The organism is Burkholderia sp. NLJ2 (genome assembly GCF_049487195.1).
Lineage (GTDB): Bacteria > Pseudomonadota > Gammaproteobacteria > Burkholderiales > Burkholderiaceae > Burkholderia > Burkholderia pyrrocinia.
In genome coordinates, this window is the sequence record NZ_CP137810.1 from 2,103,215 (window position 1) to 2,123,102 (window position 19,888).

General features: G+C 67.2%; 20 protein-coding genes. 10 read left to right on the top strand and 10 right to left on the bottom strand.

The window, feature by feature from the left end; genetic code table 11:
* Window positions 1–19: 19 nt before the first annotated feature.
* A complete protein-coding gene (locus R9B84_RS31810) occupies window positions 20–793 on the bottom strand; it encodes a putative hydro-lyase (protein ID WP_423761410.1) in 774 nt (257 codons plus the stop codon).
* A gap of 205 nt (window positions 794–998) precedes the next feature.
* Between R9B84_RS31810 and R9B84_RS31815 the strand changes: the two genes are divergently transcribed.
* On the top strand, window positions 999–1,931 hold the full coding sequence (locus R9B84_RS31815) for a LysR family transcriptional regulator (protein ID WP_174378288.1): 933 nt from the start codon (window positions 999–1,001) through the stop codon (window positions 1,929–1,931).
* Window positions 1,932–2,285: 354 nt separating this feature from the next.
* On the opposite strand, the gene R9B84_RS31820 is transcribed toward R9B84_RS31815, so the two are convergent.
* From R9B84_RS31820 to R9B84_RS31845, 6 genes are all read right to left on the bottom strand, one after another.
* Window positions 2,286–2,612, bottom strand: coding sequence for an antibiotic biosynthesis monooxygenase family protein (locus R9B84_RS31820; protein ID WP_423761411.1), 327 nt, complete (start codon window positions 2,610–2,612; stop codon window positions 2,286–2,288).
* A gap of 65 nt (window positions 2,613–2,677) precedes the next feature.
* Entirely contained in the window at window positions 2,678–3,664 is a 987-nt protein-coding gene (locus tag R9B84_RS31825; protein WP_423761412.1) for a flagellin N-methylase, read from the bottom strand.
* Window positions 3,658–4,470 (bottom strand): MetQ/NlpA family lipoprotein, encoded by an 813-nt coding sequence (locus R9B84_RS31830; RefSeq protein WP_423761413.1) that lies wholly within the window; start codon window positions 4,468–4,470, stop codon window positions 3,658–3,660. The genes R9B84_RS31825 and R9B84_RS31830 overlap by 7 nt, the downstream gene beginning before the upstream one ends.
* Window positions 4,467–5,516: a formylglycine-generating enzyme family protein gene (locus tag R9B84_RS31835; protein ID WP_423761414.1), complete on the bottom strand. Its 1,050-nt coding sequence runs from the start codon at window positions 5,514–5,516 to the stop codon at window positions 4,467–4,469. The genes R9B84_RS31830 and R9B84_RS31835 overlap by 4 nt, the downstream gene beginning before the upstream one ends.
* Window positions 5,517–5,615: 99 nt before the next feature.
* Window positions 5,616–7,574: an arylsulfatase gene (locus tag R9B84_RS31840; protein ID WP_423761415.1), complete on the bottom strand. Its 1,959-nt coding sequence runs from the start codon at window positions 7,572–7,574 to the stop codon at window positions 5,616–5,618.
* Window positions 7,575–7,860: 286 nt separating this feature from the next.
* Window positions 7,861–8,772, bottom strand: coding sequence for a LysR substrate-binding domain-containing protein (locus tag R9B84_RS31845; RefSeq protein WP_423761416.1), 912 nt, complete (start codon window positions 8,770–8,772; stop codon window positions 7,861–7,863).
* A gap of 126 nt (window positions 8,773–8,898) precedes the next feature.
* Between R9B84_RS31845 and R9B84_RS31850 the strand changes: the two genes are divergently transcribed.
* On the top strand, window positions 8,899–9,918 hold the full coding sequence (locus R9B84_RS31850; RefSeq protein WP_423761417.1) for a zinc-dependent alcohol dehydrogenase family protein: 1,020 nt from the start codon (window positions 8,899–8,901) through the stop codon (window positions 9,916–9,918).
* Between the two features lie 44 nt (window positions 9,919–9,962).
* Here the strand turns inward: R9B84_RS31850 and R9B84_RS31855 are convergent, their stop codons facing one another.
* From R9B84_RS31855 to R9B84_RS31865, 3 genes are read right to left on the bottom strand one after another with little or no spacing between them, the layout of a single operon-like run.
* Window positions 9,963–11,147, bottom strand: a complete 1,185-nt coding sequence (locus R9B84_RS31855; RefSeq protein ID WP_423761418.1) for a porin — start codon at window positions 11,145–11,147, stop codon at window positions 9,963–9,965.
* 52 nt (window positions 11,148–11,199) lie between these two features.
* A complete protein-coding gene (locus tag R9B84_RS31860; protein WP_423761419.1) occupies window positions 11,200–11,982 on the bottom strand; it encodes an ABC transporter substrate-binding protein in 783 nt (260 codons plus the stop codon).
* 53 nt (window positions 11,983–12,035) lie between these two features.
* Entirely contained in the window at window positions 12,036–13,226 is a 1,191-nt protein-coding gene (locus tag R9B84_RS31865) for a M20 aminoacylase family protein (protein WP_423761420.1), read from the bottom strand.
* Window positions 13,227–13,341: 115 nt separating this feature from the next.
* Here R9B84_RS31865 and R9B84_RS31870 point away from each other — a divergent pair, with 115 nt between their 5' ends.
* The 8 genes from R9B84_RS31870 (at window position 13,342) to R9B84_RS31905 (ending at window position 19,875) form a co-directional block, all read left to right on the top strand.
* Window positions 13,342–14,301: a LysR substrate-binding domain-containing protein gene (locus tag R9B84_RS31870; protein ID WP_423761421.1), complete on the top strand. Its 960-nt coding sequence runs from the start codon at window positions 13,342–13,344 to the stop codon at window positions 14,299–14,301.
* A 152-nt stretch (window positions 14,302–14,453) separates the two neighbouring features.
* Window positions 14,454–14,744, top strand: a complete 291-nt coding sequence (locus R9B84_RS31875; RefSeq protein ID WP_011694564.1) for a co-chaperone GroES — start codon at window positions 14,454–14,456, stop codon at window positions 14,742–14,744.
* Window positions 14,745–14,756: 12 nt separating this feature from the next.
* Window positions 14,757–16,397 (top strand): chaperonin GroEL, encoded by a 1,641-nt coding sequence (gene groL, locus R9B84_RS31880; protein ID WP_423761422.1) that lies wholly within the window; start codon window positions 14,757–14,759, stop codon window positions 16,395–16,397.
* A 178-nt stretch (window positions 16,398–16,575) separates the two neighbouring features.
* The gene (locus tag R9B84_RS31885; protein WP_423761423.1) at window positions 16,576–17,190 is read left to right on the top strand and encodes a LysE family translocator; all 615 of its coding nucleotides are present in this window, start codon (window positions 16,576–16,578) and stop codon (window positions 17,188–17,190) included.
* A gap of 433 nt (window positions 17,191–17,623) precedes the next feature.
* Window positions 17,624–17,995 (top strand): DUF6697 family protein, encoded by a 372-nt coding sequence (locus tag R9B84_RS31890; RefSeq protein ID WP_423761424.1) that lies wholly within the window; start codon window positions 17,624–17,626, stop codon window positions 17,993–17,995.
* A 58-nt stretch (window positions 17,996–18,053) separates the two neighbouring features.
* Window positions 18,054–18,272, top strand: coding sequence for a hypothetical protein (locus tag R9B84_RS31895; RefSeq protein WP_423761425.1), 219 nt, complete (start codon window positions 18,054–18,056; stop codon window positions 18,270–18,272).
* Between the two features lie 139 nt (window positions 18,273–18,411).
* On the top strand, window positions 18,412–18,933 hold the full coding sequence (locus R9B84_RS31900; RefSeq protein WP_423761426.1) for a PTS sugar transporter subunit IIA: 522 nt from the start codon (window positions 18,412–18,414) through the stop codon (window positions 18,931–18,933).
* Window positions 18,934–18,981: 48 nt separating this feature from the next.
* Entirely contained in the window at window positions 18,982–19,875 is an 894-nt protein-coding gene (locus R9B84_RS31905) for an acetylglutamate kinase (RefSeq protein ID WP_423761427.1), read from the top strand.
* The last annotated feature ends 13 nt before the right edge of the window (window positions 19,876–19,888 follow it).

The following is a 19,888-nucleotide window of genomic DNA, read 5'->3' on the forward strand; positions in this document are numbered from 1 at the left end:
GCGACGCGGAGATGTCGGATCAGAACACGGCCAGCGACGCGTTCGTGATGTCGGTCATCAGCATGCAGCCGGGCGTATGCGCGATCGCGATCGGCAGCTTCGCGTCCATCAGCGCGGTTTGCGGTGTCACGCCGCACGCCCAGAACACCGGCAGCTCGCCGTCGCGGATCGTCACCGCATCGCCGAATTCGGGTGCGCTCAGATCCGCGATGCCCAGTTCCTGCGGGTGGCCGATATGGATCGGCGCGCCGTGCACGCCCGGAAACCGGCTCGTGATCTGCACCGCGCGGATCGCGTCGGCGCCGCGCATCGGCCGCATCGACACGACGAGCTGGCCGCCGAAGATCCCCGCGCGCCGGTTCGGAATCGACGTGCGGTACATCGGCACGTTGCGGCCCTCCTCGACGTGGCGCAGCCCGATCCCTTCACGGGCGAGCATGTCCTCGAACGAGAACGAGCAGCCGATCGCGAACACGACGAAATCGTCGCGCCACAGCGCTTCCAGCGACTCGACGCGCTCGGTCAGGCGGCCGTCGCGGTACACGTTGTAGCTCGGCACGTCGGTGCGGATGTCGAGATCCTCGCCGAGCGCGTCGATCCGGAACGCGCCCGGTTCGCCGACGCCGAGCAACGGGCACGCTTTCGGGTTCGCCTGACAAAAGCGCAGGAAATCGTGCGCGTACGCATCGGGCAGGATCGCGAGATTCGCTTGCGCGAACGGGCCGCAGTGGCCTGCGGTCGGGCCGCGGAACGCGCCGTGGCGCACGGACTGGCGGAATTCGGAAGGCGTCATGAGATTCAATGGCAGATCGGGATGTCGTCGGGATGACGGTGTTGCGTCATCGGATACGGCGAAGAATAGAAAAGAAAAAATTTTGTCGCCAACGAGTTTTTCTGCGCTTCGTGTATAGAATTTCTTAACGGATCTTGGGGTTTTCCCCGGTCCCGTTCACTTTTCCTCACCGGCAAACTGCGCATCCACCGTCCGCCCGACCGCCATGAACACGCGTTTTCTCGAAACCTTCGTCACGCTCGCGAAGCTGCGCAACTTCCGCACGACGGCCGCCGCGCTGCACGCGACGCCGGCCGCGATCTCGCAGCGCCTGAAGGCGCTCGAGGACGAATTGCAGACGGTACTCGTCGACCGCGACAGCCGCGAATTCCGGCTCACGCCGAACGGCGAGTACCTGCTCGGCTATGCGAAAGCCGTGGTCGAGGCGACGCAGGAGCTGCAGGCCGCCGCGTCCGGCGAAAGCGCGCTGCGCGGCAAGCTGCGGCTCGGCGTGATCGAGACGGTCGTGCACAGCTGGTTGCCGCACTATATGCGCCGCCTCGCGGCCGACTATCCGCAGCTCGAGATCGACCTGACCGTCGACGTGAGCGTCGTGCTGCAGCGCCGGCTGATGGCCGGCGAGCTCGACCTGATCATCCGCGTCGAGGGCAGCGACGAGGCGTCGGTCGTCTGCGACGCGCTCGCGAACTATCCGGTGCGCTGGATCGCGCGCGCGGGGCTGTTGCCGAACACGCGCACGGGCCTCGCGCGGCAGGTGCTGCGCCAGCCGATCCTGACCTACGGGCGCGGCACCGCGCCTCATCGGGCGCTGGAGGACATCGTTCGGACCCTTGCGCATGCGCATGGCGTGCCGCTGTCGGACACGCGCATTACCGGATCGCCGTCGATCTCGGTGATCGTGCAGCTCGTGCGCGACGGCTTCGGCGTCGCCGCGATTCCGGTGCTGTTCGTCGATGCGCTGATCGAGAGCGGCGAGGTTGTCGAGCTGCCGCTGCAGCCGTCGCCGCCGTCGATCGTGGTGTCGATGTCGCGGCGCGCGGACGCGCCGCGGTTCGTGCACGGCGCAGCGATTGCCGCGCGGGCGGCGTGTCACGAGTATTGCGAGAAGAGTACGCGGCGGTTGGTTGAGGCGCTTTGAAACGGCGCGGGCCGGCACAGCCGGACGCCGCAAGGTCATCGACGCGCAGACGTCGGTCCAGAACGCAATGTTCCCGATCTGGGAACGCACGACGCGAGTGGAGCCCAAAGACGGCAAAACGCAACGTACCGACTGAACGCGCGTCGCGATGACGTTCGAAGGCACGGCCGCCGGACCACGCGGACGCGCCTCCTTTGTGGACGGACTGACGACGTGAAGCCCCGCCACCTTAGCCATGCTTGATGAAGGATTGATTGCACGCGATGCCGCCGCAACCCGCATGCGAATGCGGGCCGCCGCGTGCGGCCTCCCGTTATTTATCCGCAATATGAAAGCAATGAATCAGACATCCAATCACACCGATTGCCCCGCATGCGGCTGCGTCAGCTTGCCGTCGCCATATTCGCGGAGCACCTTCGAGATCACGACGCGATAGCCGTCGAGCCAGCGCGCCTGCTTCGCCTTCGCTTCGAGGTGTGCCGGATGCTGCATCAATTGCTGCAGCGCCGCCTCCGATTCCCAGTAGTAGACGTTCTGGATCAGCCCCGCTTCGACGTTCTCCCACGTCTCCTCGCCGAGATAGCCGGGCGCCGCGCGCGCCATGTCGGCGATCTGCCGGTCGAGCCGGTGGAATTCGTCATCGTATTGTCCGGCACGAAAAATGAAGGTCGACGCGTACATGCCCGCTCCGTCGGAAACGATTGGAAGAGCGCCAAGTGTAAGGCACGCGCGGCGGGCCGCGATCGTTACGCGGCGAGCGGATCGGCGTCGGGCCGGTCGTCGAGCCACGCATCGATGCGTGGCGCGTCTTCATGTGCTCCGGCCGCGGGCGCCGGCATCGCGACCAGCACATGCCGCGCACGTTCGAGCGCCTGTGCGAAACCGCGCAACTCTCGTGTCGCGGGCCGGTCGTCCGCGTGCCGGCGCGTAAGCGCCGCTTCGATGTTCGCGCCGATCAACGCGAGCTGCGCGTCGATGAAATCGATGCACAGCGCGTGGCAATGCGCGGAGACCGGCGCGACAGCGAGCAGCACGGGCACGATCGACACGGTCAGGTAACCGCCCGGTGCGAGCCGCGACAACGCATCACGTACGTCCTGCCCGCCACCGACCAGCGACGCGAACACGGCATCGCGCCACACCGCGCGCTCGAACGCGAGCGCATCGCGGTACATGTCGAGCGCCGCGCGATCCGCGATTTGTCCGGCCGTCACCAGCGAAATCGGAAATGAGGATTCGGCGGCAGACCGTTCGCTCCCCGCCTCGACGATGCAGTTCGCGCCGAGCCATGCCGTTTCGTCGCGCCGCGCCGCGAGCACGCGCGACTGCAACCGGTCAGGCAGCATCGGATCGAGCGGCACCGCGCCGCAGATCGACGGCTTCTCCGCGTGCACGCTGCAGCGGCCGTCGTCGGCGAGCGCCGCACAACGGCCGAGCGACGGATAGTCGTAGCCCTGCAGCGTCAGCGCAACCCATTCGCCATTCGCGCCGCCTAAGCGATGAAACAACCGGTCCGCCAGCGCATCGGAGTCCGCAACATCGTCCGCGTCGAAAGCATGCTCGCGCCCGCCCGCTCGCCAGCGTTCGCCGATTCGCCGCTTCGGCACGCGACGAATCGTCAGCGCACCGACGAAGCGGTGCCGATGCCGGAACAGTTCGCGCAACGACAGCGTCGGCGCGCTGTTGCAGCAGCGTCCGCATGCATTGCACGCGAGCAGGTATGTGCCTACCACGGCCGCCGCACCGAATCCTGGTAACGCGCGAGGATGAAGCGTGCGACGTCGTCCGAGTGATACGCGGCGACGAGTTGCGCGACCCACGGTTTCGCGCGATCGGCGTTGCGCACCGTCAGCACGTTCGCGTACGGCGATCGCGCGTCCTCGAGGCTGATGCTGTCGCGTGCGGGCTGCAGCCCGACGCGGGCGGCATCGTCGCTGTCGATCGCGACGAACGCGGCGGTGTCGAGCGCGGCGTAAAGACGATCGCGACGCAGCGCGACGAGTTTCAGCCCGAGCCGATTGCCGGTCACGTCGCGCAGCGTCGCATGCAGGCCGGCCTGCTCGCGCAGCGTCACCAGCGTATCGTTCTGCAGCAGCACGAGCGCGCGCGCCATCCCGCGCGGATCGGCGGGAATTGCAACCGTCGCGCCGGGCTGCAATTCGTTCAGGCTTTTCAGCTTGCGCGAATAAAGCGCCATCGGCAGCGTGACGGTCGGCGCGACTTCGGTCAGCGCGTAGCGCTTCTGCGCGCGCGTCGCGGCAAGCTGTTGCGCATCCTCGAAGCTGGCCGCGTCGATCCGGCCGTCGGCGAGCGCCGCGTCGATGCGCGACGCATCGTCGAATTCGACGACGTCGACGCCCAACCCTCGCGCACCGGCGACCCGCTTCACTTGGTCCAGAATCTGCGCATGCACGCCGCGCGTCACGCCAACGCGCACGGCCGGCGCAGCCGATTCGGTCGCAACGGCCGATCCCTGATGCACGACACCGCACGCGGCCAGCAGCCATACGGAGACGAATCGAACGATGCCCTTCGTCACGATGCATCCCTCAGGATCGTGCGAAAGCCGATGTGCGATGCGCCGAGATCGGCCTCTTGCTGTTCGCGCGACGACGCGCGATAGCGCACGCAGTAGTCGCGCGAACACAGGAACGAGCCGCCCTTGATGACCATCGGCGTATCGTGCCGGCGCGTCGGCGGCGCGACGGCCGCCGTGTCGCCGTTGGTGTGCGACTGGTGCGGGCCCGTGTACGCATCCTTCGTCCATTCCCATGCGTTGCCGATCATGTCGTAGAGCCGGAAGCCGTTCGCCGCATAGCAGCCGACAGGCGCGAGCCCCGCGTGACCATCCTCGGCCGTATCGAGCACCGGGAACACCCCTTGCCAGTAGTTCGCGGCCGGCTTGCCCTGCGCGTCGCGCGGCGCCGCGTCGAGCGATGCGTCGTCGCGGCCGGCCTTGCCCGCGTATTCCCATTCGGCCTCGGTCGGCAAATCGCGGCCGAGCCAGCGCGCATACGCAAACGCGTCGCGCTGCGTGACGAGTGTGACGGGCAGGTTGCCGAGCCCGTCGACGCCGCTGCCGGGCCCGCGCGGATGACGCCACGACGCCCCCTTCACCCACGACCACCACGCGAGGTCACGCGCATTCATCTCGTCGCGCGTCGGCACATGGAACACCGCCGCGCCGCCCTGCTGCTCGGCCTCGGTCACGTAGCCGGTCGCCTGCACGAACGCGGCGAACTGCGCGATCGTCACGTCGGTCTGGTCGATCCAGAAACCGCCGACGCGCGTGCGGCCATCGCCGACCGGACGCTCGTCCGCATAACCGCGCGTGCTGCCGAACACGAACGCGCCGCCGCGCAGGTGCACCATCCCGGCCTTCGGGTCGTCGCGCCACTTTGCGGGCAGCCCCGAATAGCGCTCGCACTGCCGCTCCGAGCCAAGCGGCGCGAGCGCACGACCGCGATTCGCGTCGTCGAATGCGCCGCCCGCCGGCGCCGCCGGATTCGCATAGCCCACCGCGAACGCAGTGGCGAACAGCGTGGCGGCAAGCGCCGCGCCGATCGTCCAGAACCGGAACCGCATCGTGTCGTCCTTTCAAGAAAGCGCCTGCCCGCTCCGGGTTTTCCGCCCCGATGGAAATCCCCTCGGGGGCCCGGAGCGAAGCGACAGGTCCGGGGGCGCTCAGTAATAACCGCGCGGACGCAGCGGCTCGACGCCGCCGACGTTGCTCATGTAGTTCTTCCACTGGGCGACGAGCGTGCCGATCACCGACGGGTTCTGCGCCGACACGTCGGTCGTCTCGCCGCGATCCGACGCGAGGTCGTACAGCTGCCAGTGCCCGTCGAGCGGCCCGAGCGGCGGCTCGGTCCACAGCGCCTTCCAGCGGCCGTCGGCGCTGCGCAGGTACGCGCGGCCGTATGCTTCGTCGCCGAACGGCGCCGTATGCACCTCGCCCGTCGCCGTACCGGTGAGCACCGGCAGCAGCGACTGGCCCGTGACCGGATACACGTAGCGGTTGTTGTAGATCACCTTGCCCTTGTTCTGGTCGACGCCCGTCAGCGTGTTGACGAGCGGCGGCGCCGGCTGCGACGGCGGCGTGACGCCCGCGACCGCGAGGAAGGTCGCCGTGTTGTCGGTCACGTGCGTGAACGCGCGCAGCGTCGGCAACGGCTGCGACTGGCCCGGCAGGCGCACGATTGTCGGCGTCGACACGCCGCCTTCGGCCGAATAGCCCTTCGTGAGCCGAAACGGCGACGCGCTCACTTCGGCCCAGCGCAGCCCGTACTGCAGGCGCTGCGCGTTCTGCTTGCCGTTGTCGGTGCCGAGCGCCGAATAGATCGGCTCCTGCGCGTTCGCGGTATCGGTCGCCGTCGGGTCCGCGCCCCCGTCGATCGGCCAGCCTTCCGCGCCGTTGTCCGACTGGAACATGATGAACGTGTTGTCGTATTCGCCGATGTCCTTCAGGTGCTGGATCAGCAGGCCGATGTTGTAGTCGAGGTTCTCGACCATCCCCGCGTAGATCTCCATGTAGCGCGCCTGCGCCTTGCGTTCGGCCGGCGACAGGCTCGACCACAGCTTGTCGACCTTGCCGGGGCCGTAGTCGCTGTAGCCGTCCGCGGCCGAATGCACCGCGCTGATGTATTTCGCGCTCGCGGTGCCGTTGTTCGCGGTCGCGGGCGACGCCGCCGTCGTTTCGGGCAGGCCGTCGAACGGCTTGAAGTCGGCCGGAATCAGGCCGAGCGCTTTCTGCCGCGCGATCCGCGCGTTGCGGATCGCGTCGTAGCCGGCGTCATACACGCCCGCGTACTTGTGCAGCCACGGCTCGGGCACCTGCAGCGGCCAGTGCGGCGACGTATACGCCGCATAGGCGAAGAACGGCTTGCCGTCGCGCTGGTTCGAATCGATGTACGAGATCAGCTTCTGCGTATAGAAATCGGTCGAATAGAACACGGCCGGGCTACCGCCCGCACCGCCCGGCTGCCCGGGCTGGCCAGGCTGCACGTAACGGCCGTCTTCCGTGTAGTTCGACGAGCCGGCCGGCTCGTGCGCGAAGTGGTTGGTCGCCGCGCCGCCGAGCAGCACGTAGCTGCGCTCGAAGCCCCACTGGTCGGGCGTCTGCCCGCTGCCCGTCGTGCTGCCGACGATCCCCGAGCCGATGTGCCACTTGCCCGCGATATACGTGTGATAACCGGCGTCTTTCAGCAGTTGTGCGAACGACAGCGCGCGGTCGTTCAGGTAGCCCTCGTAGCCGGGCAGCCCGCGCCGCTCGTCGGTCGGCACGCCCATCGTGCCTTCGCCGACGAGATGGTGATCGGTGCCGGATACGAGCATCGCGCGCGTGATCGCGCAGACGGTGCCCGTGTGATGGTTCGACAGGATGCGGCCCGACGCGACGAGCGCGTCGAGGTTCGGCGTGTTGATCTCGCCGCCGAATGCATGGATGTCGGAATAGCCGAGATCGTCGGCCATGATGTACAGGATGTTCGGGCGTTTTGCGGCTTTCGGCGGTGTCGTGTCGGCCTGCGGAGGCGGCGAATCGCTGTCGACGCCGCCGCACGATGCGAGCGACAGCGCGCCGGCGATCGCGGCGCAGACGACACGGAAACGGAAAGCATGCAACGGCGACGCGGACTTTTTCATTATCGTGAACGCTCGATCTACGGGATCGGCGATCTTAGCGTCGCGCGCGCGGCGCCCAAAGTCGGATTCGTCACATGCTAACGGGGCGCGGGAATATGCGATGCGCGCCCTATGCAGGCCGGTTGGTGCGGCCCGCGCCGCGACGCGTACGCAGCCACGCGGCGCATGCGCGTTCCGCGCCGATTGTGCACCGGGCCGAAAAAAGCGCGTACGGTGCGCCGACACTCGCGTCGTTCAGCCGCTCCGCCCGGATGCGGTGCGCGCTTGGGCGGGTCGCCTGCTCGCTTCAGTCGTCCGACGCAAGCATCGGCGGAATCTCGTCGACGAGCGCATCGATGACGACGCGCACCTTCGACGGCACGTGGCGCGACGACGGCCGCACCGCGAACACCTCGGCGCCCGACACGCTGTTGCTGTCCATCACGAGCACGAGGCGGCCGTCGCGCAGGTATGGCGCCATCAACCAGCACGGCAGCCATGCGAGGCCCGCGCCGGCAGCGGCCGCATCCGCGATCGCCAACAGGTCGTCGAACCGCAAGCGGCCGGCCGCGCGATGGTCGTGCACGGCGCCGTCCGCACCGATGATCCGCCACGGCGTCGGCTGCCCGCCGCGCGAATACGCGATGCCGACGTGCGACGCGAGTTCGTCGCACCCCGTCGGCCGGCCATGACGTTCGAGATACGCGGGCGATGCGCAAATGCCCATCCGCTGCACGCCAAGCCGCCGCCCGACGAGCGTGCTCGTATCGGCCAACCCGCCGATGCGCACCGCGATGTCGAAACCGTCGTTGATCAGGTCGGCCACGCGATCGCTGAACGACACGTCGATTTCGAGCCGCGGATGACGCTCGACGAGGCGCCGCATCACGGGCGCCACGCATTGCCGCCCGAACAGCACGGGCACGCTGATCCGCAACCGCCCGGACGGCTCGCGGCGGCCCGCGTCGAGCGCGGCCTCCGTGTCGCCGAGTTCGGCCAGCAGCCGCCGGCACTGCTCGTAATAGACGAGCCCTTCGTCGGTCAGGCTGAGCTGGCGCGTCGTACGCTGCAGGAGCCGCGCGCCGAGACGGCGTTCGAGCCGCGCGACGACTTTCGCGATCGCCGAGCGCGTGACGCCGAGGCGCAGCGCCGCCGCCGCGAAACTGCCCGACTCCACGACGTCGACAAATTCGGCGACGCCTCTCAGCCGCTCGTCCATGCGATTCCACTCCGGTTGAACGACAGGTTTGTGTCCGCCATGGCGACAGTCATTGGCCGAAATATCGTCAATGCGTCCCCATGCGCAACACTATGATAAGCCGGTCCATCTCAAAAAGGAGTCGACATGCACGCATGGCAAGTCAAACCCGGCGACGGCACTGCCGGGCTCCGGCGCATCGACGCGACACGCCGGCCCGTCGGGCCGACCGACGTCGTCGTGAAGATCCATTCGGCAGGACTGAACTACCGCGACCTGATGTTCGCGCGCGGCGACTATCTCGGCATCGGCAAGGACGCGCTGATTCCTGTCGCCGACGGCGCTGGCGAAGTCGTCGAAACCGGCCGCGACGTCACGCGCTTCAAGCCGGGCGATCGCGTGATCAACACGTACTTCCCGCGCTGGATCGACGGGCCGCCGACGCCGCAGAAAGTCTCGGGTTCGCCCGGCGCGCAATTCGACGGCGTGCTCGCCGAGCACTTCGTGTCAGACGAAGCGGCGCTGGTCGAGATCCCCGCGCATCTCGACTACGACGAAGCGGCGACGCTGTCGTGCGCGGGCATCACCGCATGGAACGCGCTGTTCGCCGACGGCGGTGCGGGGCCGGGCTCGACCGTCGTGCTGCTCGGCACCGGCGGCGTATCGATCGTCGCGCTGCAACTCGCGCATGCAGCGGGGCTGCGCACGATCGTCACGTCGTCGAGCGACGCGAAGCTCGAACGCGCCCGCGCACTCGGTGCGGACGCAACGATCAACTATCGCGCGACGCCCGAGTGGGAACACGAAGTGCTGCGGCTCACCGGCGGCGCGGGCGCGGATCTCGTGCTGGAAGTCGGCGGACACGACACGCTGCCGCGCTCGGTCGCCGCGACGAAGCTGGGCGGCATCGTGTCGGTGATCGGCGGCGTCAGCGGCTTCGGCGGCCCCGAACTCGGGCTGCTGTCGCTGATCGGCGGGATCCGCCGGCTGCACGGAATCATGGTCGGCAGCCGGGCAATGCTCGACGACGTCGTGCGGCTCGTCGATGCGAAGCGGATCAAGCCCGTAGTCGATCGCGTGTTCGGCTTCGACGAAGCGCCGCAAGCGTATGCGTACCTGCAGTCGGGGCAGCATTTCGGCAAGGTCGTGATTCGCGTCGCGTCGTGATGAATGAAGGCGGCGGGCCGCCGCCTTCATTCCGGCGGGTTCCATCAGAACCTGTGCCGAATCCCCGCGTGCACCATCAACTGCTTCGATGTCGACGACAGATCGGCCGCACCCGGGATATAGGCCTGATCGAGCGACGAGCCGGTCGCGTCGCCTGCGATCCGCTGGTACGCGCCCATCAGATAGACATCCGTGCGTTTCGACAGGGTGTAGTCGGCCATCAGCCCGATCGAATGGATCTTCGGCTTCGCGGCGCCCGTCGTCGCGTCGTAGCGCACCGTCGTGTACACGTATTGCGCGCCGACGAACAACGCGGGCGTGAACTGGTACTTGCCGTTCACTTCGACGTTCTGATACTTGATCGACGTCACCGTACCGCCTGCAAGCGGCCCGGACACCGGTTCGATCGTTTCGTCGCCGAACAGGTAGCCGACGTTCGCGGTCGGCCGCGTGACGTTGCTGTTCGTGTACGCGAACCCGACCGTCGCGGGCCCTGCGGTGTAGTTGATGCCCGCCCCGAAGATCCGCAGCCGTGCCGACGCAAAATTCGCATCGGCGCCGACCGACCCGGAACCCGCAATCGCGCCGCCCGACGTCGCGCCGGGCTTGTCCGCATTCAGGAACGCAGCACCGACGAGCAAGCCGCCCTGCTCGTACTGCGCGCCGACGCTCCATACCCGGTTGTTCGCGAAGCCCGTGTCGTTGCTGAAACTGTACGTGCCGCCGAACGAGAAGCCGGAGAAATCCGGACTCGCATACTTCACGGTATTGTTCGTGCGGAACGTGTTGCCGGTGTTGTCGTTGTCGAGCGGGTGCGAGAACGGATAGACACCCCAGCTCCCGTTCGCGGTCGTCGGCGCGAGATAGTCGACGACCGAATCGTATTGCCGGCCGAGCGTCAGCGTGCCGAAGCGCGTGCTGCCGAGCCCGACGTAGACCTGACGCCCGAACATGCGGCCACCCTGCGCAAGCGTGCCGCTGTTCACGTTGAAGCCGCTCTCGATCTGGAACAGCGCGCTGTATCCGCCGCCCAGATCCTCGGTACCCTTCATCCCCCAGCGGCTGCCCTGCGCGAAGCCGCTCGCCATCTGCCACGCGCCATGGCCACCGACGTTGTTCGTATAGTCGATGCCCGCATCGACGAGGCCGTAAAGCGTGACGCTGCCTTGCGCGAATGCGGGCGCTGCGCACAGCGCCGGAATCGCGACAAAAACCGATCTCCAGTTCATCCGTAATCCTTATTTATTTATGGTCGATCGCGCACATTGCGTGCGCTGCCGCTTACTTCGCGCCGTAGATGTCGAAGTCGAAATACTTCCGGTTGATCCGCTGGTACGTGCCATTCGCGAGAATCGTCGCGAGCGCGCGGTTGAACGCGTCGCGCAGGTCGTTGTCCTGCTTGCGCAACCCTAGGCCGTCGCCTTGCCCGAAGTACTTCGCGTCGTCGATCGGCGCGCCGGCGAACATGAAGTCCTTGCCCTGCGGCTTCTTCAGGAAACCGTCGCTGGCCGCGATCGATGCCTGGAACGCCGCGTCGAGCCGCCCCGTCACGAGATCGGCGTACACCTGATCCTGATTCTGGTACGACACGATCTGCACGCCGGCCGGCTGCCAGTTCGCAACCGCATAGTCGGCCTGCGCGGAACCCTGCTCGACGCCCACGCGCTTGCCTTTCAGCAATTCGGCCGTCGGCAGCAGCGGCGAGCCCTTGTGTGCGATCAGCCGGGCAGGCGCGTTCGAGATGCGGTTCGTGAACGCGATCTGCTGCATCCGCTTCGGCGTGATCGTCATCGACGACGCGATCACGTCGAACTTGCGCGCGAGCAGCCCCGGAATCATCCCGTCGAAGCTCGACTCGACCCACACGCAGCGCGCGTGCAGCTCCGCGCACAACGCATTCGTGATGTCGATCCCGAAGCCCGTCAGCGTGCCGTCGGGCAGCTTGTATTCGAGCGGCGGGTAAGTCGGATCGACTGCGAGGCGGATCTCCTTGCCCGCCCAGTCGCCCGCATGCACCGATCCTGCCGCCAGCGCTATCGTGAGCGCCGCCATCCACTGTTTCATTGCCCGTCTCCTTGTGTAAATCATGAATCGTGAACCGAAATCGTGCGGCCGCATCACGCGAGATATCGCTCCGCGAGCGCAGTCCAGTAGCTCGCCCCCGTCGCGAGGCAAGCATCGTTGAAGTCGTAGCCCGGGTTGTGCAGCCCGCAGCCGGACGCGCCGTCGCCGTTGCCGATCGACAGGTAGCTGCCCGGGCACGCGTCGAGCATGAATGCAAAATCCTCGCTCGCCGCGATCGGCCGCAGATGCGGAATCAGCGCCGCATCGCCGCCCCATTCGCGGGCCACGTCGCGCGCGAACGCCGTTTCCGCCGCGTGATTGACGAGCACCGGATAGCCGTAGCGATAGTCGATCTCGGCCGTCGCGCCGTAACTCGCGGCCTGCCCATCCACGATCTCGCGGATGCGTCGCTCCAGCAGCGCGCGCACGTCCGGCGACAGCGCACGCACGCTGAGCTCGAGGTCCGCATGCGGCGGGATCACGTTCGATGCGGTGCCCGCATGGATCGATCCGGCCGTGACGATCGCCAGTTCCTGCGGATTCACGTTGCGCGACACGACCGTCTGCAACGCCATCACGATCGACGCGCACACGACCACCGGATCGATCGTCGTGTGCGGCGCGGCGCCATGCCCGCCGCGCCCGATCACGCGCACGCGCACCTCGTCGGCCGACGCCATCGCCGCGCCGTCGCAGAAGCCGAGCACGCCGGCCGGCAGGCCCGGCACGTTATGCATCGCGAACACGGCATCGCACGGAAATTGCGTGAACAGTCCGTCGTCGATCATCCGCTTCGCGCCGCCGAGCCCTTCTTCGGCCGGCTGGAAAATCAGGTTCAACGTGCCCGCGAAGCGCGCGCGCCCGGCAAGACAGCGGGCCGCCGCAAGCAGCATCGCCGTGTGGCCGTCATGGCCGCACGCGTGCATCACGCCGTCGCGCCGGCTCGCATGCGGCAGCCCGGTCGTCTCGCGGATCGGCAGCGCATCCATGTCCGCGCGCAACCCGAGCCGTTTCCCGGTGCCGCGCGTCAGCGTGCCGACCACGCCCGTGCCGCCGAGCCCGCGCGTCACCCGATAACCCCACGTTGTCAGGCAATCGGCCACGAGATCGCTCGTCGCGTATTCCTCGAAGCCGAGTTCCGGATGCGCATGCAGCCGGCGGCGCAGCGCAATCATCTCCGCCTCGACGGCCGCAATTTCCGGATGAATATGTTTCTGGTCCAACCCCGATTCTCCTGAATGCATTCCGGTTGTCGATCGCCTGGATGACCGATCGTGGCCGAATCGTATGCAGCGAAAAACCCGGCGACCAGCCGCGGTTTCGTTATGATGACAACCTTTCGTTGTCGGGTATCGCACCATGAGCAACATCAAGCTGCATCAGTTGCAGGCGCTCGTCGCGAGCGCGGAGGCCGGCAGCATCCGCGGCGCGGCGCGCACGCTCGGGCTGTCGCAGGCGGCCGTCACGCGCGCGCTGCGCGAACTGGAGGCGAGCGAGCGCCTGCCGCTGCTCGTGCGTGCGCCGGAAGGCATCGGCTTCACCGAATACGGAAAGACGCTGCTCACGCACGCGAAGCTCGTGCTGAAGCAGCTCGAACATGCGCAGAGCGATCTCGAACGCATGCGGGGCCGCGTCGAGGGCCGGCTGAGCATCGGCGTCACGCCGTGGCTCACGATGACGTTCCTCGCGGAAGCCGTGCTGCGTTTTCGCGAGCGGATGCCCGACGTGCGCCTCGAACTCTACGAAGCGCTGATGGCCGTCGCGCAGCCGCTGCTGCGCGACGGCAGCATGGACTTCGCGCTTGGGCACGTGCAGCCGGGCGGCACGCAGGAATTCGCGTTCGAACCGATGCTGCGCTACGAAACCTCGGTGATGGTGCGCGCCGGCCATCCGCGCGAGCGCGCACAATCGATCCACGACTTGCTCGACCACGACTGGGTGCTGAATTTCGCGGCCGACGGCCAAGCCGCGCTCGTCGACTACCTGTTCACGCGCCACGGCGCACGGATCGACGAACGGCGCATCGTGCGGGCGCAGTCGGTCGCGATGTTGCAGACGATGCTCGAGCAGGCCGACATGTGCACGTGGTGCCCGACGATACTTGCGGCCGTGCCGCCGTTCGGCGAACGGATGCGGCCGTTGCAACTGAAGGAGACATTCGAGCCGCGCGACCTCGGCATCGTCACGCGCCGCAGCAGCACGCTGAGCGACGCGGCGCGCTGTTTCATCGACTGCCTGCTGCAAGTGATCCGCAAGCATGCGCGATCCGCGCGCAAGGAGGATCTTGCGCTGTTCAGGACGGTATCGCTGCTGATCTGACTTCCCCCCGCCCGTCTCCCGTCCATAGCGCATCCGCGCGAATGCTTTTCCGAATCCGTTATTGGATCGCGCCGTCGAGCATTTTTATACTCGTCAGCACGCTCTCCCAAAGAGTGCCAGCCAATTTCGACAGAACAGCACAGGACGAAAAGATGAGCCTACGCCCCTTGCACGACCGCGTCATCGTGAAGCGACTCGATCAGGAAACCACCACCGCGTCGGGCATCGTGATCCCCGACAGCGCCGCCGAAAAGCCCGACCAGGGCGAAGTGATCGCCGTCGGCCCCGGCCGCAAGGACACGGACGGCCAGCGCATCGTGCCCGACCTGCAGGTCGGCGAACGCGTGCTGTTCGGCAAGTACGCGGGCCAGGCCGTCAAGGTGGACGGCAATGAATTCCTCGTCCTGCGCGAGGAAGACATCGTCGCGGTCGTCAATCAATAACGGAGCGCAATCATGGCAGCGAAGGAAATCATTTTCAGCGACGTCGCACGTGCGAAGCTGACCGAAGGCGTGAACATTCTCGCGAACGCGGTGAAGGTCACGCTCGGGCCGAAGGGCCGCAACGTCGTGCTCGAACGCAGCTTCGGCGCGCCGGTCGTCACGAAGGACGGCGTGTCGGTCGCGAAGGAAATCGAACTCGCGGACAAGCTGCAGAACATCGGCGCGCAGCTCGTGAAGGAAGTCGCGTCGCGCACCAGCGACGCGGCCGGCGACGGCACGACCACGGCCACCGTGCTCGCACAGGCGATCGTGCGCGAAGGCCAGAAATACGTCGCGGCCGGGCTCAACCCGCTCGACCTGAAGCGCGGTATCGACAAGGCCGTCGCGTCGGCCGTCGACGAGCTGAAGAAGATCAGCAGGCCGACCACCACGAGCAAGGAAATCGCGCAGGTCGCGACGATCTCGGCGAACGGCGAGGAATCGATCGGCCAGCGCATCGCCGAGGCGATCGACCGCGTCGGCAAGGAAGGCGTGATCACCGTCGAGGACGGCAAGTCGCTCGCCGACGAGCTCGACGTTGTCGAGGGGCTGCAGTTCGATCGCGGCTACCTGTCGCCGTACTTCATCAACAATCCCGACAAGCAGATCGCCGAGATCGAGAACCCGTACATCCTGCTGCACGACAAGAAGATCTCGAACATCCGCGACCTGCTGCCGGTGCTCGAACAGGTCGCGAAGTCGGGCCGGCCGCTGCTGATCATCGCGGAGGACGTCGAAGGCGAAGCGCTCGCGACGCTCGTCGTGAACAACATCCGCGGGATCCTGAAGACGGTCGCGGTCAAGGCACCGGGTTTCGGCGATCGCCGCAAGGCACTGCTCGAGGACATCGCGATCCTCACCGGCGGGCAGGTCGTCGCCGAGGAAACGGGCCTGACGCTCGAGAAAGCGACGCTCGCCGAACTCGGCCAGGCGAAGCGGATCGAGGTCGGCAAGGAAAACACGACCGTGATCGACGGCGCAGGCGACGCGAAGAACATCGAAGCGCGCGTGAAGCAGATCCGCGTGCAGATCGACGAAGCGACGTCGGACTACGACCGCGAGAAACTGCAGGAACGCGTCGCGAAGCTTGCGGGCGGCGTTGCGGTGATCAAGGTCGGCGGTGCGACCGAGATCGAGGTGAAGGAGAAGAAGGATCGCGTCGACGACGCGCTGCACGCGACACGCGCGGCCGTCGAGGAAGGCATCGTGCCGGGCGGCGGTGTTGCGCTGATCCGCGTGCGTCAGGCGATCCGCGAACTGAAGGGCGTGAACGCCGACCAGAATGCGGGCATCAAGATCGTGCTGCGCGCGCTCGAGGAACCGCTGCGCCAGATCGTCACGAACGCGGGCGAGGAAGCGAGCGTCGTCGTCGCGAAGGTCGCGGAAGGCTCGGGCAACTTCGGGTACAACGCGCAGACGGGCGAGTACGGCGATCTCGTCGAATCGGGCGTGCTCGATCCAACCAAGGTCACGCGCACGGCGCTGCAGAACGCGGCGTCGGTTGCCGGGCTGCTGCTGACGACCGATGCGACCGTGTTCGAAGCGCCGAAGGATGCAGCACCGGCCGCGGCGCCGGGCGGCCCGGGCGCGGGCGGGCCGGGGTTCGATTTCTGACGATGCGCCGCGCGTGCCGGTTCGCCGGCAAACGCGCGGCTTTGCGGGAACATGCAACGCGTGGCGACGGGAGTCGTCACGCGTTTTTGCTTTGGATCGACGGCATATTGCGGCGCACAGGTCGGTTGCCGCGCTCGGGTAAGATGAAAGCCCGCTCCGCCACGCCGCCCTCCACGCCATGTCGACCACCGTCAACACGCTTCTGCCGCTCGCCGGTGTCCTGCTCCTGAGCGTCGCCAGCCCCGGCCCGAATTTCGTGATCGTCACGTCGACCGCAGTCATGTCGCGCCGCGCCGGCGTGATGACGGGGCTCGGCCTGGCCGCCGCGTCCGGCACCTGGGCCGCAATCGCGATCGCCGGGCTGAGCCTGCTCGTGACCCACGTCGCGTGGGTGCACACCGCGCTGCGGCTTGCCGGCGCCACCTACCTGATCTGGCTCGGCCTGAAAATGATCCTGACCGCGCGCAAGCCGTTGCCCGCTTCCGCGCCGGCTACAACCACCGACTGGAACGCCGCGAAGAAGGGCTACGTCGTCAGCATGACGAACCCGAAATCCGTCGCGTTCTACGGCAGCATCTTCGCGCTGATGGTGCCGGCTCACGCGCCGGCATGGCTCGATATCTCCGTCGTCGCGCTGTCGATCGCGATATCTTGCGCGTGGTATTGCGCGATGGCGCTGCTCGCGTCGCATCCGTCGGTGCGCCGGCTGCTGGTTCGACGCAAGGCCGTGCTCGATACGATGGCCGGCCTGCTGCTGATGGGCGTCGGCGGGCGGATGCTCGCCGGGCGTTGAGCGACGCGACTGACGCACCGCCCTCACACCTTTACGACCTTTTTACTTGCGGCCGTGCGTGCGTTCACTAGAATGTGTTCGCCATCCCTCACCGAGCACGCACCATGCGCATCCGAAGTCCTCGCCCTCCGAGTTGCTTTTCTGCCTGACAGGCAGGACGCCTGCGTCTCCTTTTCCCGAGCCACCGTCCTGCCGACAGGCGGACGGTGCGCGCCGTAGTCAGATCCGCGCACGCTTGAATACGACGTCGATGCGGTAATCGCGCATCGTGCGCTCAGGCGTGTGCTCGCGACAAATTCCCCGCAACGACGCGCCATCGATCCGCCGCCCCGTCAATGATCGATCGCCTGCCCGCATCCGGCACGCCGATCCGGTCGAATTGCTTTGCATACCTGATTTCATTCACGGAAATTTCCGATACCGGAGCCCGGCCATGTTCGAGATCGACAAGCAGTACACGCGCGAATTCATCCACACCGCATGCGGCGGCAGCAAACAGGCATTCCTGCCGACGAAGAACGGCAAGGTCGTGGCTGCCTGCCTGCGCACGGACCTCAACCCGCACGCACCCGACGTGATCCTCTGCGACGGCAGCGCATCCGCGCGATCGGCCGGCAGGACGCTCGCCGCGCAACGCGATGCGATTCCGGTGTTCGTCAAGATGGAAACGGATGCGTTCCGCTTCGTCGGCCAGTACGTCGTCAGCGAATCGCTCACGGCGCCGCTCGACTGCGCGCCTTACGTGCGCAACAGCGGCTTCACGCCCGGGCAGATCTCGCGCGCGCTGAAGCTCAAGCGCTGCTGACACGCGTGCACGGCGCATCACGCGCCCTGTCTCGGTCGTCTTTCATACAGGAGCAATCATGCTTGGCTGGACGTTCTGGAAACACGTGATCGGCGCGCGGGCCGATGCCATCCGCGAAGACAAGGCAACGGCACACGACCGGCACCGCCGGCGGTCGAGAACGCTCGTGCTGGCCAGCGCCGCCGTGGCGTTCGCGGCGATCGCGTTCGGCGCGCCGGTCGTCGGCATTTCGGTCTTTCTGCTGACGACGCTGCCGTTCGTCCTGTCGGGCACGTGAAGACGTCCGTATCGGGCGCACGGTGCAACCCACACGGCAATCGATACGAAATTTTAATACCGGGCCCCCGCGTCTCTGACACCGTCTTTACGCGGTTTTGTCTAGGATTTCCCTGTCATCACGACACGGAGAGATCCGCATGCAAACGCAGCAGGCCGCCGTCGGCGGCCACCCCGACCTTCCCCATCGACGCGGCGGCCTGCCGCTCGCGGCCCGGCTGGCCGATGCCTGTCCGCCGGACAACATCCTGCTCGACGTGCCGGTCGAAAGCGCGGTCCAGTTGTTCGACCTCGCCGCGCGAACCATCGCGCGCAGTAGCGGGGTTTCCGCGGAACGGATCCGGACCGAACTGACGAAGCGTGAACAGCTCGGTTCGACCGGCCTCGGCCAGGGCGTCGCGATTCCGCATGCGCGCGTCGACGGGCTCGGCTCGGCCGTCGCGCTGTTCGTTCGCGCGCTGTACCCGTTCGCGTTCAACGCGCCGGACAGCAAGCCCGTGCGCGAATTCATCGTGCTGGTCCTGCCGAAACAGGACGACCGCGCGCACCTCGAACTGCTCGCCGACGCGGCGCGGTGCTTCAGCGAACGCCCGTTCCGGCAGGCGTCGCGCGACGCGCGGACGCCCGACGAAATTCATCGGCTCATGCAACGCACGCACTGACGCCGCACCGCGCGACGTCAGGCACTCCCTTCATCCTTTCGGATTCCCATGTTCCCAGACCCTGAAAGTCCCACTCCTACGTCACGGCGCGTGGCCGGACTGGCTCGCTCGCTGCCGTTCATGCAGGCCCTGCACGGGCAGACCGTCGTCATCGTCGATAACGGCGCCGCGAGCGATACGCATGCTCGCCACGCATTCGCGCAGGATGTCGCGCTGCTCGCGCTCACCGGCATTCGTCCGGTCGTCGTCCAGGGCGTGCCGGCCGCGTCCGGCACGCAACTGGTCCAGGCCGCGCGCGCCGCGATGGCCGACGTCAACCACGAGCTGGTGCGCCTGATCGGCAGTCACGGCGCCAAGGCGATCGGCATCGACGGCCACGACGGCGGCCTGCTGGTCGCTGGCGCCGAATCCGACCGCACGAACACGAGCCCGGTCGCGCAATGCGACAGCGCCGCGTTGAGCGCATTTCTCGGGAACGGGCTGGTGCCCGTCGTGATACCGGTCGCGCCCGACGACGCAGGCCAGGATCGCCTGCTGCGCCCGGAACGGGTGGGCAGCCTCTTCGCGCAGCGCACGGGCGCCGTCACGCTGGTGATGATGGTCGAAAGCGCACTGCTGCGCGAACTCGGCGAACTCGCGGGGCTGTACGGCATCACGGAACTCGAGCAATGGCTCACCGAGCATCCGGCCGCCGATGCGGCGCCCTGCGTACGGGAGGCGCTCGATGCGCTCGCGCACGGTGTGCAGAACGTCCATCTCGCCGATATCGGGCAACCCGAATCGCTGATCGACGAACTGCTGACCGAAGAGGGGTCGGGCGTGGTGTTCTGCCGCCGCGGCAATACCGACCTGCTGTCGGAGACGCGCCGCTACTTCGCCGATTCCGCGTGCGTGCTGCGCGACGGCTTCAGCGTCGAGCAGAAGCAGGTCGTGCGGTTCTGACCGGGTAACAGGA

Bases quoted from the DNA above. Each gene is read 5' to 3' on its own strand.
- R9B84_RS31895 (WP_423761425.1), top strand. From the start codon at position 18,054: ATGCTTGGCTGGACGTTCTGGAAACACGTGATCGGCGCGCGGGCCGAT.
- R9B84_RS31840 (WP_423761415.1), bottom strand. From the start codon at position 7,574: ATGAAAAAGTCCGCGTCGCCGTTGCATGCTTTCCGTTTCCGTGTCGTC.
- R9B84_RS31885 (WP_423761423.1), top strand. From the start codon at position 16,576: ATGTCGACCACCGTCAACACGCTTCTGCCGCTCGCCGGTGTCCTGCTC.
- R9B84_RS31855 (WP_423761418.1), bottom strand. From the start codon at position 11,147: ATGAACTGGAGATCGGTTTTTGTCGCGATTCCGGCGCTGTGCGCAGCG.
- R9B84_RS31835 (WP_423761414.1), bottom strand. From the start codon at position 5,516: ATGCGGTTCCGGTTCTGGACGATCGGCGCGGCGCTTGCCGCCACGCTG.
- R9B84_RS31900 (WP_423761426.1), top strand. From the start codon at position 18,412: ATGCAAACGCAGCAGGCCGCCGTCGGCGGCCACCCCGACCTTCCCCAT.
- R9B84_RS31905 (WP_423761427.1), top strand. From the start codon at position 18,982: ATGTTCCCAGACCCTGAAAGTCCCACTCCTACGTCACGGCGCGTGGCC.
- R9B84_RS31890 (WP_423761424.1), top strand. From the start codon at position 17,624: ATGTTCGAGATCGACAAGCAGTACACGCGCGAATTCATCCACACCGCA.
- R9B84_RS31875 (WP_011694564.1), top strand. From the start codon at position 14,454: ATGAGCCTACGCCCCTTGCACGACCGCGTCATCGTGAAGCGACTCGAT.
- R9B84_RS31865 (WP_423761420.1), bottom strand. From the start codon at position 13,226: ATGCATTCAGGAGAATCGGGGTTGGACCAGAAACATATTCATCCGGAA.
- R9B84_RS31850 (WP_423761417.1), top strand. From the start codon at position 8,899: ATGCACGCATGGCAAGTCAAACCCGGCGACGGCACTGCCGGGCTCCGG.
- R9B84_RS31810 (WP_423761410.1), bottom strand. From the start codon at position 793: ATGACGCCTTCCGAATTCCGCCAGTCCGTGCGCCACGGCGCGTTCCGC.
- R9B84_RS31860 (WP_423761419.1), bottom strand. From the start codon at position 11,982: ATGAAACAGTGGATGGCGGCGCTCACGATAGCGCTGGCGGCAGGATCG.
- R9B84_RS31870 (WP_423761421.1), top strand. From the start codon at position 13,342: ATGAGCAACATCAAGCTGCATCAGTTGCAGGCGCTCGTCGCGAGCGCG.
- R9B84_RS31820 (WP_423761411.1), bottom strand. From the start codon at position 2,612: ATGTACGCGTCGACCTTCATTTTTCGTGCCGGACAATACGATGACGAA.
- R9B84_RS31815 (WP_174378288.1), top strand. From the start codon at position 999: ATGAACACGCGTTTTCTCGAAACCTTCGTCACGCTCGCGAAGCTGCGC.
- R9B84_RS31845 (WP_423761416.1), bottom strand. From the start codon at position 8,772: ATGGACGAGCGGCTGAGAGGCGTCGCCGAATTTGTCGACGTCGTGGAG.
- groL (WP_423761422.1), top strand. From the start codon at position 14,757: ATGGCAGCGAAGGAAATCATTTTCAGCGACGTCGCACGTGCGAAGCTG.